The following is a 14,468-nucleotide window of genomic DNA, read 5'->3' as shown; positions in this document are numbered from 1 at the left end:
AGTGTTGGAAAAATAGGTTATTTATTCGCACAGATGTCACACAATTATTTTGGATATTTATCATATGTATATCTATTTTTATTTCTATATCCTTTGTATTTAATAAATTATAAAGAGTATTTTGATTTAGGCGATTTCTCTTTAAAAGTAATGGTTATGTTGCTTTTATTGTTTAGTTCTTTAACTTTACAATCACTAGTTGTAACAACAAAACAACATAGTGGATTAATTGGAAATATAATTGTGAGTGACCTAAGTCCTTTTATTGGAAATGCTGGTTTATGGATTTTTGTATTGGTAGGATTTGTTATTACTTTTACAGTAATTTTTGAAAGTAATGAGATATCTATGAATTCAATTAAAAATAAAATTCCTACTTTTTCATTACCTAAATCAAATGAAAAGCAAAATAGTGCAAATCGAGCAAAAATTAAAAAAGCTGAAGAGACAAAAAGAAAATTAAAAAATAAATCTGTAAAAAAAGAAAATCTTCGTAATGAAGCTGTTAGTGTAAAAGAAGTAGGAGATACAGCAGAGATTGTTATTGAACCAACACTTGATAATATTGAAAAATTAGAAGAATTAAAAGATATTATAAAAGAAGAAAATGTTAATACTAATAATAAAGATTTAGAAAATTTAGAAGAGATAGGTTCAATTGAAGAACTAACTACACAACATGGAATTATTGTTGATGAGTTAGAAGAGAATAAAAGACTTTTAGATGATATAGAATTAGGTAAAACTGAAAAACCAAAAGATTTTGAGTTACCTCCTACTAAGTTTTTTCAAAACTCACCAAAAGATAAAAAATCAAAAGTTTCAGAAGCAGTAATTGATCAAAAAATTGGAGATTTGCTTGAAAAACTTCTAATGTTTAAAATTGAAGGTGATGTAGTCAGAACTTATACAGGACCTGTTGTTACAACTTTTGAATTTAAACCAGCACCTAATGTAAAGGTGTCAAAAATATTAAATCTACAAGATGATTTAGCAATGGCACTTAAAGCACAAACAATTAGAATTCAAGCTCCAATTCCAGGTAAAGATGTTGTTGGAATTGAAGTTCCAAATGAAGATATGCAAACAATTTTTATTAAAGAGTTACTTGAAAGTGAAATTTTTCAAAATTCAAAATCTCCTTTAACTATGATTTTAGGTAAAGATATTGTGGGAAAACCTTTTATAACTGATTTAAAAAAACTTCCGCATTTACTAATTGCAGGAACTACAGGTTCAGGAAAATCAGTTGGTATTAATGCAATGATTTTATCTCTTTTATATAAAAATTCACCAGATAATTTAAAACTTGTAATGATAGATCCAAAAATGTTAGAGTTTTCTATGTACAATGATATTCCACATTTATTGACACCAGTAATTACAAAACCAACTGATGCAATTAATGCTTTATCAAATATGGTTGCGGAGATGGAAAGAAGATATACTTTGATGTCTCAAACAAAAACTAAAAATATAGAAAATTATAATGAAAAAGCAAAAAAAGATAAGTATGAGCCATTTCCTTATATTGTTGTAGTTATTGATGAGTTGGCAGATTTAATGATGACAAGTGGAAAAGATGTAGAACACTCAATTGCAAGATTAGCACAAATGGCAAGAGCAAGTGGAATTCATTTAATTGTAGCAACACAAAGACCTTCTGTTGATGTAGTTACAGGTTTAATAAAAGCAAATTTACCTAGTAGATTATCATATAAAGTAGGGCAAAAAGTTGATTCTAAAATTATTTTAGATTCAATGGGAGCAGAATCATTACTTGGAAGAGGGGATATGTTATTTACTCCTCCTGGTATGTCAGGACTAGTAAGAATACATGCTCCTTGGTCTATGGAAACAGAAATAGAAAAAGTTGTTGAATTTTTAAAAGAGCAAAAAGAAGTTGAATATGATATGAATTTTGTAAAAGATAGAAACTCTTCTAATATCTCTGACTCAAGTGGAATTGAACTTGGTGAACTTGATGAATTATATGAAGATGCAAAGCAAGTAGTTTTAACAGATAAAAAAACTTCTATATCTTATATACAAAGAAAATTAAGAATTGGTTACAATCGAGCTGCAACAATAGTTGAACAATTGGAAAAATCTGGTGTATTATCAGAACCAAATGCAAAAGGCAATAGAGAAATTCTTATTTAATACTACTTAGTTGAATAAATAACAAAAATAACAACAGACTTTTATTTTGTTTATGTTAAAATTAATAAAATATATATAAAGGAGTATGTTATGAATACAAGTATTGTAGGAAGACACATAGAATTAACAGAACCAATCAAAGATTATATTAATAGTTCAGTAGAGATTTTTAAAAAATATAATTTAGATATAATATCAGTTAACTCAATAATTGCACAAGATGAGAAGAACGGGAAAAAAGCATTTACATTTGAGTTTACGATAAATGTTGCTCATCTTGATACGATTGTTGTAAAACAAAAAGATAAAGACTTATACTCTGCAGTTGATATTGCAGTAGATAGAGTTAATAAAGTATTAAGAAGACACCATGACAAAATCACTACTCATAAAGCAACTAAATTAACAGAAGTTGAGGCTGCTGCTGTTGAAGATCAAATTGCTATTGAGCTTGAAAAGTTTGAAAATGAAATAATTCCAGTTAAATTGGCTTCATATAAACCAATTGATATTGAAGAAGCATTGGAAACTTTAAAAGCTGGTGAAGATTTATTTAAAGTATTTTACGACAAAGATGATAATTTAAGAGTACTTTATAAAACAAAAGTTGAAGGTAAATTTGGTCTATATTAATAGACTAAGTAAATCTTCGCTATTAAGGTATTAGCTTTTTGCTAATGCCTTTTTTAATTTTAAATATTAGGATATAGTTTAAATGGAAAAACAACTAAAAAAAATTGCTTTAATTGGACAACCAAATGTTGGTAAAAGTTCACTTTTTAATAGAATTGCAAAAAAAAGAATTGCTATTGTATCAGATTTAGCAGGTACTACAAGAGATATTAGAAAACATGAAATTGAAATACTTGGAAAAGAAGCTTTGATGCTTGATACTGGAGGTATTGATGAAACAGATGATGCAATATTTAGTAATGTAAAAAGAAAAGCAGTTGAGTGTGCAAAAGAAGCTGATATAATACTTTTTATGGTAGATGGCAAAAAAATACCTGATGATAAAGATAAAGAACTATTTTATGAGCTTCAAAACCTTGGTAAAAAATTGGCACTAGTTGTTAATAAAATAGATAATGATAATGAAAAAGAAAGACTTTGGTCTTTTTATGAATTTGGAATTGATGATAATAATCTTTTTGGAATTTCTGTATCTCATAATAGAGGAACAAAAAGACTTTTTGATTGGATAGCTGAAGAATTACCTGAAATAGAAGAAGAATCTAACAATAGTGATATTATAGACTTTAAAGAGTTAGATACGGGAATTGAAGATTTTATAAATCCAGAAGATGATATAAATAAAAAAGTTGAAAGTAATGATATAAATGTAGCTATCATTGGAAGAACAAATGTTGGTAAAAGTTCTATTTTAAATGCTTTAATTGGAGAAGAACGTTCTGTTGTTTCTCCTATATCTGGGACTACTGTTGATCCAGTTGATGAGTCTTTTGAATACAAAGATAAAAAAATTACATTTGTTGATACTGCTGGTCTTAGAAGAAGAGGTAAAATAGAAGGAATTGAAAAGTTTGCACTAATGAGAACAAAAGATATGTTACAAAAAGCAAATTTAGCATTAGTTGTACTTGATGCCTCAGAAGAGTTATATGATTTAGATGAAAAAATTGCAGGATTAGTTGATCAATATGGTCTTGGAACAATAATTGTTTTAAATAAATGGGATGAGAATATAGAGACTTTTAAAGAATTGGAAACTAAAATAAGAAGAAAATTTAAATTTTTATTATATGCTCCAATTATTGCAGTTTCTGCAAAAACTGGAAGAAGTATTGAAAGACTAAAAGATAAAATTATTGATATTTTCAACAATTATTCGCAAAGAATACCTACTTCTATGTTAAATAAAATAGTAGAAGAAGCACTAATAAGACATGCTTTACCTAGTCCTAATGGAAACTATTTAAGAATATATTATGCAACACAATTTGAATCAAATCCACCTAGAATTGCACTTATTATGAATAAACCTAACTTATTACACTTCTCATATAAAAGATATTTAATTAATTATTTAAGAGATAATATCAATTTTGAGGGTACGCCAATACATATAATTGTAAGAAAAAAAGGTGAAAGAGAAGAAGATAATTCAAATGATACTTATTTTCAAGGTTAATAAACAATGAAAAAAATATATTTGCTAAATAATCTTTCTTTTAATAATATTGAAAATTTAGAGGTTTTTAAAATAAGATATATAAAAAAAGATATTGATTTTAGCAAATATGATGCAATTATTTTTACTTCAAAAAATGCTGTTTACTCAATAGATTCTTTTTCAAGTGATTGGAAAAAGATTCCTTGTTATGCAATTGCACCCAAAACAGCAAAGATTATTGAAAGCTTAAATGGAAAAGTTGAGTATATAGGTAAAAGTGGCCATGGAAATGATTATGCAAAAGAGTTAATTAATCATTTAGAAAATAAAAAAACTTTATATTTAAGAGCTTCAAAAACTGTATCTAATCTTATTTCGATTTTAAAAGAAAATAAGATAAATATTGATGATGAGATTATATATGAAACTATTTGTAATGATGAACTAAAAAAAAGAGATTTTGAATTAAACTCTATTTTTATTTTCACATCACCATCAAGTGTAGAGTGTTTTTTTAAAAAATTCAATTGGCATGATAGCTTTACTGCTATCGTAATTGGAAATACTACAGCTAAGTTTTTACCAAATGAAGTTGATTTTTTTGTAAGCTCATCTACGAGTGTTGAAGAGTGTGTAAAACTTGCTCAGAAACTTTAGTTTTAATCTTTACTTCAACCACATTTAGCTAAAATAAATTCATCTAAGTAGTACGGGATTTCCATTGTTGAGGGTCCGATACTTTATTTGTGTGAGTAGTTGTAATACTATGGTGTGTAATGCTTCTTTTGTTTGCATTCCTAAAATAGTGTTCTTACTCCTATCGTTGGCTTTTGTGGGCCATTTGATGGTTAACGGCTACTTGGATATTTAAACTACAAATTTTAAGGAAATCTAGTGAATATATTAATTCTTGGGAGTGGTGGAAGAGAGTATTCCATAGGTCTTAGTATCTACAAAGAAGAAAAACATAACTTATTTTTTATGCCAGGAAATGGTGCTACTGAAGATTTAGGTAAGAATATTAATATAAAAGATTATAATGAGTTGGCTTTTTGGGCGAAAGAAAATAACATTGATTTAACAATTGTAGGTCCCGAGGCTCCATTGGTTGATGGTGTAGTTGATATATTTAAAAAAGAAAATTTAACTATTTTTGGGCCAAGTAAAGCTGCAGCTATGCTTGAGGGTTCAAAAGTTTATATGAAAAATATACTAAAAAAATATAATATTCCAACAGCTGCTTTTCTAGAAACAAATAACGAAAATGAAGCTCATGATTTTATTGATACTATGAATGAACCAATAGTTGTAAAAGCAGATGGTTTATGTGCAGGTAAAGGTGTAATTATTGCTCAATCAAAAGATGAAGCAAAAAAAGCAGCCTCTGACATGCTAAGTGGAGACTCTTTTGGCGATGCAGGTACAAATGTTGTTATTGAAGAGTTTTTAGATGGATATGAACTATCTATTTTTGCAATTTGTGATGGTGAAAATTATAAAATATTACCAGCAGCTCAAGATCATAAAAGAATAGGCGATGGTGATACTGGCCCTAACACAGGTGGAATGGGTGCTTATGCTCCAACACCACTTGTTAATGAAGATATCTATAAAAAAGTTGAAGAAAGAGTAGTAAAGCCTACACTTGATGGTATGAAAAATGAAGGAGCACCTTTTGAAGGTGTTCTTTTTATTGGTGTGATGGTAGTAAAAGGTGAACCAATTATTTTAGAATATAATGTTAGATTTGGCGATCCTGAGTGCGAAATATTAATGCCTTTACTTGAAACACCTGTTTCTGAACTTTTTTATAAAGGTGCAACTAAAGATTTAAATTCATTAGATATAAAAATTAAAGACGAATTTAGTGTTGGTGTTGTTATGGCAAGTGGAAATTATCCATACTCAAGTAGTGCACCAGCAGAAATAATTATTGATAATATAGTAGATGAAGATATACTTAATAATACTCATATCTCATTTGCAGGTGTGGCAAAACAAGATGACAAGCTAATGGCAACGGGTGGAAGAGTTTTAGTTTGTGTAGGCTTTGGAAAAACAATTAAACAAGCAAGAGATAGAGCTTATTTATTATGTGGACAAGTTCATTTTGCCGGTAAGAAATGTAGAACTGATATTGCATATCAAGCTTTGAAGTAGGTTCAAATGAGTGAATTAAATAATTCAAATTTAGAATTAGCTTCTTTAAGATCTAGAGCATTAGCTTTTGTTATTGATGATTTACTAATTACTTTTCTTATTGTTATCGTATTTTGGGATACTATTGTAACAACTACTAATGATCCTGCTGTTGTTTTAGCAATTATGAATCAATTTCTTTGGCCAGTTTTATTTGTAAAGTTTATTTACCACTCTTTTTTTGTTTGGTATTATGGTGCAACTGTTGGGAAGATTATAGTTAAGATTAAAGTAATAGACTATAATCATTTAGGAAGAGTATCTTTGCTTAATTCTATGTTTAGATCAGCAGGGCGAATATTAAGTGAAATGTTCTTTTACATAGGATTTTTGTTAGGTTTTTTTAGTGAAGGTAGACAAACATTTCATGATAAAATTGGTAGGACACTAATAATTGATGTTTAAAAAATTAGTTTTTATATGTTTAGTTGCATTATGTACTTCAAGTAATGCAAAAGAAGTAAATGATGATAAGTTTCAAATGGTTGCTAATAAAGTTGATAGTCAAAATAATTTAATTACTGCGTATGGTGATGTTGTTATTTTTTCATCAAATTATTATGCTAGTGCGCAAAAAGTTATTTATAATAAAAAAAATGAAACATTTGAGTTTTTTGATGATGTTTTGATTATTAAAGATAACAAAATCCAAACTCAAAGTGACTACGCCTTTTTAGATAATAAAACAAATGCCTTATTTCAAAAACCTACTTTGATTTTTGAGGGTGAAACAAACCTTTGGATAAACTCAACAAAATCTAATAAAACAAATGAAATAGTTTCTTTAGAAAAATCTATACTTTCAAGTTGTGACTGTGAAGATCCTGATTGGAGTATTAGAGTATCTAGTGCTGAATATAATTCAGAAACTAAATGGCTTAGTACTTTTAACACAAGACTTTATATAAAAGATGTGCCTGTTTTATATACACCTTATTTTGGGTTTTCAACTGATAATACAAGAAGAACAGGTCTTTTAATTCCTACAATAGGATATGGTAGTGATGAAGGTTTTATGTATAAACAACCAATTTTTATTGCACCTGCACCAAATTATGATATTGAACTTGTTCCTCAATATCGTTCAAAAAGAGGTAAGGGTTTAAATACTTATTTTAGATATGCAGATTCACAATATTCAACTTTAGAAGTTGGTGCAGGTTTTTTTAAAGAAGATAGTGATTATTTTGAAGAAAATGAATTAGAAAATCAAAACCATTATGGATGGAATATTGATTATAAAAGAACAAAACTTTTTTCAGATGCAGATTCTCAAGATGGTCTATTTGTGGATATATCATGGTTAAATGATATTGAATATAGAAACTTAGAAAATAGAACAAGAGATGATGAAGATAATGAAAAAAAGATTGAATCTAAAATAAACTATTTTTATAATACTTCAAAGTATTATACAGGTATGTATTTTAGACATTATATTGATACTACTGAAGAATCAAATGCAAAAACAATGCAAGAGTTACCTCAAGCACATTTTCACAAATATTCGCAACCAATTATTTTAGATAATTTATTATATTCAACTGATATTAGATATACAAATTATTATAGAGAAGAAGGAATCACAGCTAATAGGTATGATATAAATATACCCATTTCTTATTCAATGTCTTTTTTTGATGATTATTTACAATTAACACTTAAAAATGAAACAGTAATTAATCATTTACAATATGATGATACTACTACTAATTTAGAAGATGGAACTTTTATTGAAAATATTACTAGTGTTGGAGTTAGTACAGATTTAATTAAACCTTATGAAAACTTTTTACATACAGTTAATTTAAGTGCTGCTTATGTAGATGCTAAAACAATTGAAGATGATGGAGATTTATATAGCATAAATAATACTACTTCTGAATTGAACTTTTTTCCAATATCAAAAACAAAAAGAAGTATTCAACTTAGTTTAAATCAATCAATTTATGATAATGAAGATTTAAAACAAATTATCAATCATAAATTAAAGCAATCAATAATTTTTGATGAGTTTGATGATCCAAAACTTGATAATATGGAAAATGAATTAATTTATAACTATTTTCTAGGGAAAGTTTCTAATAAAGTCATTTATAATCACCAAGACAACGCCTTTATTGAGAACTCTACTTCTTTTTCATTTAATTATAATGATTTTAGTCTAAGACTTGGTTATTATATGTCAAAAGATACTCCAAACTCAGGGAAAGAAGACCTAGAATCATATAGAGTTGATGCAAACTATAAAATATCAAACGATTACTCTATTGGATACTATACAAATTACAATTTAGAAGAGAGTATGAGAACAAAACAAGGTGTTTTATTCTCTATAAATGATATTTGTTGGAGATTAGATTTCAGATTTGAAAAAGAGATGGAAGCTAGTTCTAGTAAATTATATGATAGAAAAGAACAAGATATTCTTTATGTACAATTCTTACTAAAACCAATTGGTGGTTTAGAACAAGAGTATAAGTTAAGAAAAAGTGAGAAATAATACAAATGCAAAATGAGCAAATATATTTCAAAAATAGAGATGTAGCTGCTTTTAGATTACTTGATGTATTGCCAATTGAAAGTATGAAACTTGAAGATTGGACAGTTTTTGCAACTTCGTATGGAGGAGTTCCAATTGCAAAAATAATAGCAAATAAACTTGAATCGAACTTTGATTTGATTTTGTCAAGTAAAATAATGGCTCCAAATAATGAAGATTGTGAAATAGCAATTGTAACTGAGTCAGAGGAAGTTGTAATTCATGAAGAACTTGCAAAATCTTTTGAAATTAGTTTAGATTTTATATTCTCAAAGTCTAAACAAATCTATGATAATGAATTAATGAAAACAGTTAAATTATATAGAAAAGATAAAAGAATAGAAAATTTAACAAATAAAAATGTATTATTAGTAGATGAGGGTTTAAATACAGGACTTACAATGATGGCTTGTATTAAAACCGCAATTAATTTAGGTGCAAAGTCTGTATCTGTTGCAACACCAATTTTACCAAGTGCTAGTGTTCCAACAATAGAGTCAATTGCTGATGATTTATATTATGTTAAAAAATTAGATCATTTTGTTTTTATAGATTTTTATTATGATAAACTAGAAAATATTAATTTTGAAGATATAAAAAATATTAAATAAAAGGAAAAGTATGTCAACAGTGTGTGAGTTTGAATTAAATGGAAAAGATGAAATATTTGAATTTGATAAAGTAGCAAAGCAAGCTAATGGATCAGTATTAGCAAGATTGGGGAATGCAGTTGTATTAGCAACAGTAGTAAGTGAATTTGATAATCCAGTAGAAGAGGATTTTACTCCATTGACTGTTCAATATGTAGAAAAAACATATGCTGCTGCTAAGCTTCCAGGTGGATTTATAAAAAGAGAAGCAAAACCAAGTGAATTTGAAACTTTAACTTCACGAGTAATTGATAGAAGTTTAAGACCACTTTTCCCAAAAGGATATGTATATCCTACAACAATTACTGTTATTGTTCTAAGTGCAGATAAAGATGTTGATTTACAAGCATTAGGTTTAAATGCAGCTAGTGCAGCTTTATATACTTCAAATTTACCTATTAAAAAATCTATTGCAGGTGTAAGAATTGGAAAAGTTAATAATGAATATATAGTTAATCCTACTTCTGATCAAATGACAGAATCTACACTAGATTTATATGTAGCTGGTTCTAAAGAAGAATTACTAATGATTGAAATGAAATCAATTTCAAGTGAAGAGATGGTTGAAGTAGATATCGAAGCTTTTACAAAAATTCATAAAACAAATGAAGTGAATGAAGATAATCTTGTAGAAGCAATAGAAATTGCACAAAATGTATTAAAAGAAGTTAATACAACTTATGAAAATGGATTTGAAACAGTTTGTAAAGAACAAAAAAATGTTGAACTTATTGAGTTTACTATTGATGAAGCAATAATTAATAATGTAAGAAACAATTATAATACAAATGTAAATGATGCTATTAAGAAACTTGCAAAGAGTGAAAGAGCTGTAGAATTAAAAGAACTTGCAAAACATATTTTAGAAAAAGAGTATAAAGAAAATGAAAATATAAATCTTGCTCAAGTTTATGAAGCAGTTTCAATTGTAAAAAAAGAGATAGTAAGAAAAATGATTGTTGAAGACAAAGTTAGAGCTGATGGAAGAGGGCTTAAAGATGTAAGACCTATTTCTATAGAGACTAATATACTTCCTTCAACTCACTCTTCTTGTTTATTTACAAGAGGTGAAACTCAAGCCTTGGTTATAGGAACAATTGCAGGACCTAAAGATGGGCAAATGTATGAAATTTTAACAAATAAATCTACATCTATGGAAAACTTTATGGTACATTATAATTTTCCAGGCTTTTCAGTTGGTGAAGCAAAACCTATGTTTGGTGTAGGTAGAAGAGAATTGGGTCATGGGAATCTTGGTAAAAAAGCTTTAGAAGCTACAATTGATAAAGATTTTAATGAAACAATAAGATTAGTATCTGAAATACTTGAGTCAAATGGTTCTTCTTCTATGGCTACTGTTTGTGGTGGTTCTTTGGCACTTAAAGCAGCTGGTATTCCAATTTCAGGTTTAGTTGCTGGTGTTGCAATGGGAATGGTAGTAGAAGATGAAAAATATTCAGTTTTAACTGATATTATGGGTCTTGAAGATCATGATGGAGATATGGACTTTAAAGTAGCAGGGACAAGTGAAGGTATTACAGCACTTCAAATGGATATTAAATTAGGTGGAATAGAACTTAATGTATTAAAAGAAGCATTACTTCAAGCAAAAGAAGGAAGATTACATATTTTAAATCTTATGGAAGAAGCTGCAAAAGAGATTGTTCCAAGTGATGCCTTACCATTAGTTGAACAATTCGCAATTGATCCAAGTAAAATAATGGTTGTAATTGGAAAAGCTGGTTCAACTATAAAAGAAATAATTGAAAAATTCTCTGTTTCAATTGACTTAGATAGAGATAGCGGAAATGTAAAAGTAAGTGGAGAGGATAAACAGAATGTACTTGATGCTTGTGAGCATATAAAAACAATTTCAAATAATGCAACTTCAAGAAAAGAAAGTGGCAAAAATATTGATTTTGGTAAGCTTTATACACCAGAAGAAGTATTAGAAGGTAAAGTTGAGAGAATTACAGATTTTGGTGCATTTATATCTTTACCAAAAGGCGGAGAAGGTCTACTACACATATCTAAGATCTCAAAAGAGAGAGTTAAAAATGTATCTGATGTTTTAAGTGTAGGAGAAGAAGTAAAAATTAAAGTATTAAATGTGAAGAAAGATAGAATAGAATTAGCTTCAACACTATTGTAAAAATTTTAATACTAAATTAATATTTCTTTAGTTAAGATATAAAAAATAATATTTATTTATAAGAAAACAAGGGGTTTTTTATGGCTAAGCTTTTAATAGTAGATGACTCAACAATGCTAAGAGATATGTTGAATTATGCACTTAACGAAGGTGGTTACAATGATGTAACGGAGGCAATTGATGGCGTTGATGGGCTAGAAAAAGCTAAAGCTTCAATGTATGATTTAATTATTACTGATGTGAATATGCCAAATATGGATGGACTTACATTAATAGCTGAATTAAGAAAGTTGTCTCAGTATGCTAATAAACCAATTTTAGTATTGACAACAGAAAGAAGTGATGAAATGAAAGCAAAAGGTAAAGCAGCAGGTGCTACGGGCTGGATTGTTAAACCCTTTGTTCCAGATCAATTGTTAAAAGCGGTTAATATAGTTTTAAGTAGATAATTTATTAAGTAATTAAAGTAGATAAAGGATAAGTTATGTCTGGTTTTGATATATCTAAGTATAGAGAAATGTTTGTAGAAGAAGCAGAAGAGCTTTTTGAATCTGCTGATAATGTACTATTAGAAGCTGAAACAAATGGAAGTTTAACAGATGATCAAATGGGTCAACTGTTCAGAGATGTACATACATTAAAAGGTAGTGGTGCATCAGTTGAATTGACTCTTTTTGCTGAGTTTACTCATGATGTAGAAAATATGATGGATAAACTAAGAAATCATCAAATTGAATTTCAACCAGAGATGGCAGTAACTTTAATAGATAGTTTAGATGTAATGAGAGAAGTTCTAGATCTTGAAGTTGCAGAAGATCTTGATCGAGATACTTTTGAAAATATGACTTCTTCTTTGCTTAAAGATATTCGAGCATATATAAATGGGGATAAAGTTAATCCAGAATCGGCTTCAGAAACTGCAAATACAGAAAAAATAGAAGAGAATAAAACTACAGAGCAAAATTCCACTATAAATGATGAAGTTGATGATGAATCTTTGACTAGAAATATTGGTTTTTTTGATGATAATTTAAATGATCAAAGAGATCATAAAACTTATGGGATATTTGCAGATGATGATTTAGATGATTCTACTGATACTCCTTATGGTTTTTTTGATGATGATTTAAATGAAAGTGCACAATTAAGCATGGATGATAACTCTTCACAAAGTATTTATGATGAAGATGAAGAAAACTTTGGATTTTTTGATGAAATGCCAGCAATTACTCCTGATTCAAAAATAGAAAAAAATGAAGTAGAAACTGAAGTTTCTAAACCTAAAATAGAGCAAAAAGAAGAGCATCCCGTAAAAGAAGAGGTAAAAAAACCTATAGATAAACAAGAAACTACGGCTAAACAGCCGGATAGAAAAGCAAGACCTGAAAAAGAGAAAAAAACTTCTTCAAATAATAATATTAGAGTTAATCTTGATAAAATTGATTTATTAATGAATAATGTTGGAGATTTAGTAATTACAAATGCAATGTTAACACAATTTTCAACTTCAATTGAAGAAGCAAAAACTAGAAATGCAGTTTTAGAAAGATTGGAACTTCTAGAAAGACACATTAGAGATATGCAAGATTCAATTATGAGTATTAGAATGGTACCAATGGAATCAATTTATTCAAAATTTCCAAAAGTTGTTAGAGATATTTCAAGAAAACTTGGTAAAAAAGTTTCATTTAAACATTATGGAGATGGAGTAGAAATTGATAAAGCAATGATTGAAGGATTAACTGATCCATTAATGCATATTATTAGAAACTCTCTTGACCATGGACTTGAAACTCCAGATGAAAGAACACAAAATGGCAAAAGTGAAACTGGTACTATTTCTATCTCTGCTGAACAAGCTAATGGTCAGATGATCATTACTATTAAAGATGATGGTAGAGGAATTGATGCTGAAAGAGTTGCACTTAAAGCTTTAGAAAATGGACAAATTGATAATAATCAGTTTGATTCAATGACTGATAGTGATAAAGCAATGTTAGTATTTGGAGCAGGGGTTAGTACTGCAAAAGAAGTTACAGATATTTCTGGTCGTGGTGTTGGAATGGATGTTGTTAAAACAAATATTCAAAAACTTGGTGGTGCAATTAAGTTAGATACTGAAAAAGGTTATGGAACTACAATTATAATTATGCTACCACTTACTCTTGCAATTTTAGATGGCTTAGATATTGCAGTTGGTGATCAAAAATATATTTTACCATTAAGTTCTATTGTTGAATCATTACAACCATCTTCTGATATGATTAAAAAAATAGGTGATGGTACACAAGATTTACTGATGTTAAGAGAAGAGTTTATTCCAGTTGTTAGATTGCACAATCTATTTGGAATAGAACCTACTTTTGATAAGTTAGAAGATGGTATGTTAATTGTCGTAAAATCTGGTAATACAAAAGTTGCTATATCTATTGATGAATTTTTAAATCAACACCAAGTTGTAGTTAAACCATTAGATAAAAACTTTAGAAGTGTAGATGGAATAGGTGCTGCAACAGTTAGAGGGGATGGAAGTATTGGTTTAATCTTAGATATTTTGGGTATTATTAATGCACAAATTAAGATTGAAAGAAGTGTAAATGCTACTAAAAGAAAAGCATCTTAGAAAAA

At 28.2% G+C, this 14,468-nt stretch carries 11 protein-coding genes; all 11 read left to right on the top strand.

The window, feature by feature from the left end; translation table 11 throughout:
• Window positions 1–33 precede the first annotated feature (33 nt).
• Complete coding sequence (locus tag AMRN_RS07150) at window positions 34–2,163, top strand: DNA translocase FtsK (protein ID WP_237673291.1); 2,130 nt, start codon at window positions 34–36, stop codon at window positions 2,161–2,163.
• 90 nt (window positions 2,164–2,253) lie between these two features.
• Window positions 2,254–2,796 carry a ribosome hibernation-promoting factor, HPF/YfiA family gene (gene hpf / locus AMRN_RS07145; protein WP_099311513.1) on the top strand — a complete coding sequence of 181 codons (543 nt, stop codon included), beginning with the start codon at window positions 2,254–2,256 and terminating at the stop codon, window positions 2,794–2,796.
• 82 nt (window positions 2,797–2,878) lie between these two features.
• Complete coding sequence (gene der / locus AMRN_RS07140; RefSeq protein ID WP_099311512.1) at window positions 2,879–4,315, top strand: ribosome biogenesis GTPase Der; 1,437 nt, start codon at window positions 2,879–2,881, stop codon at window positions 4,313–4,315.
• A 6-nt stretch (window positions 4,316–4,321) separates the two neighbouring features.
• Window positions 4,322–4,954 (top strand): uroporphyrinogen-III synthase, encoded by a 633-nt coding sequence (locus AMRN_RS07135; RefSeq protein ID WP_099311511.1) that lies wholly within the window; start codon window positions 4,322–4,324, stop codon window positions 4,952–4,954.
• A 237-nt stretch (window positions 4,955–5,191) separates the two neighbouring features.
• Window positions 5,192–6,457: a phosphoribosylamine--glycine ligase gene (gene purD, locus AMRN_RS07130; RefSeq protein ID WP_099311510.1), complete on the top strand. Its 1,266-nt coding sequence runs from the start codon at window positions 5,192–5,194 to the stop codon at window positions 6,455–6,457.
• A gap of 6 nt (window positions 6,458–6,463) precedes the next feature.
• The gene (locus AMRN_RS07125; RefSeq protein WP_099311509.1) at window positions 6,464–6,901 is read left to right on the top strand and encodes an RDD family protein; all 438 of its coding nucleotides are present in this window, start codon (window positions 6,464–6,466) and stop codon (window positions 6,899–6,901) included.
• A complete protein-coding gene (locus AMRN_RS07120; protein ID WP_099311508.1) occupies window positions 6,894–8,999 on the top strand; it encodes an LPS-assembly protein LptD in 2,106 nt (701 codons plus the stop codon). The genes AMRN_RS07125 and AMRN_RS07120 overlap by 8 nt, the downstream gene beginning before the upstream one ends.
• 5 nt (window positions 9,000–9,004) lie before the next feature.
• Window positions 9,005–9,649, top strand: coding sequence for a phosphoribosyltransferase (locus tag AMRN_RS07115; RefSeq protein WP_099311507.1), 645 nt, complete (start codon window positions 9,005–9,007; stop codon window positions 9,647–9,649).
• Window positions 9,650–9,659: 10 nt separating this feature from the next.
• Entirely contained in the window at window positions 9,660–11,840 is a 2,181-nt protein-coding gene (locus AMRN_RS07110; RefSeq protein ID WP_099311506.1) for a polyribonucleotide nucleotidyltransferase, read from the top strand.
• 80 nt (window positions 11,841–11,920) lie between these two features.
• The gene (locus AMRN_RS07105; protein ID WP_079577925.1) at window positions 11,921–12,289 is read left to right on the top strand and encodes a response regulator; all 369 of its coding nucleotides are present in this window, start codon (window positions 11,921–11,923) and stop codon (window positions 12,287–12,289) included.
• 35 nt (window positions 12,290–12,324) lie between these two features.
• Window positions 12,325–14,463, top strand: coding sequence for a chemotaxis protein CheA (locus tag AMRN_RS07100; RefSeq protein WP_099311505.1), 2,139 nt, complete (start codon window positions 12,325–12,327; stop codon window positions 14,461–14,463).
• Window positions 14,464–14,468: the final 5 nt, after the last annotated feature.

Source organism: Malaciobacter marinus (assembly GCF_003544855.1).
In the GTDB taxonomy this organism is placed as follows: Bacteria; Campylobacterota; Campylobacteria; order Campylobacterales; family Arcobacteraceae; genus Malaciobacter; species Malaciobacter marinus.
The sequence above is the reverse complement of the archived record's forward strand: the minus strand, read 5'-3'. Positions and strand labels throughout refer to the sequence as shown.

Bases quoted from the DNA above. Each gene is read 5' to 3' on its own strand.
- AMRN_RS07135 (WP_099311511.1), top strand. From the start codon at position 4,322: ATGAAAAAAATATATTTGCTAAATAATCTTTCTTTTAATAATATTGAA.
- AMRN_RS07105 (WP_079577925.1), top strand. From the start codon at position 11,921: ATGGCTAAGCTTTTAATAGTAGATGACTCAACAATGCTAAGAGATATG.
- AMRN_RS07120 (WP_099311508.1), top strand. From the start codon at position 6,894: ATGTTTAAAAAATTAGTTTTTATATGTTTAGTTGCATTATGTACTTCA.
- der (WP_099311512.1), top strand. From the start codon at position 2,879: ATGGAAAAACAACTAAAAAAAATTGCTTTAATTGGACAACCAAATGTT.
- hpf (WP_099311513.1), top strand. From the start codon at position 2,254: ATGAATACAAGTATTGTAGGAAGACACATAGAATTAACAGAACCAATC.
- AMRN_RS07125 (WP_099311509.1), top strand. From the start codon at position 6,464: ATGAGTGAATTAAATAATTCAAATTTAGAATTAGCTTCTTTAAGATCT.
- AMRN_RS07100 (WP_099311505.1), top strand. From the start codon at position 12,325: ATGTCTGGTTTTGATATATCTAAGTATAGAGAAATGTTTGTAGAAGAA.
- AMRN_RS07110 (WP_099311506.1), top strand. From the start codon at position 9,660: ATGTCAACAGTGTGTGAGTTTGAATTAAATGGAAAAGATGAAATATTT.
- AMRN_RS07115 (WP_099311507.1), top strand. From the start codon at position 9,005: ATGCAAAATGAGCAAATATATTTCAAAAATAGAGATGTAGCTGCTTTT.
- AMRN_RS07150 (WP_237673291.1), top strand. From the start codon at position 34: ATGTCACACAATTATTTTGGATATTTATCATATGTATATCTATTTTTA.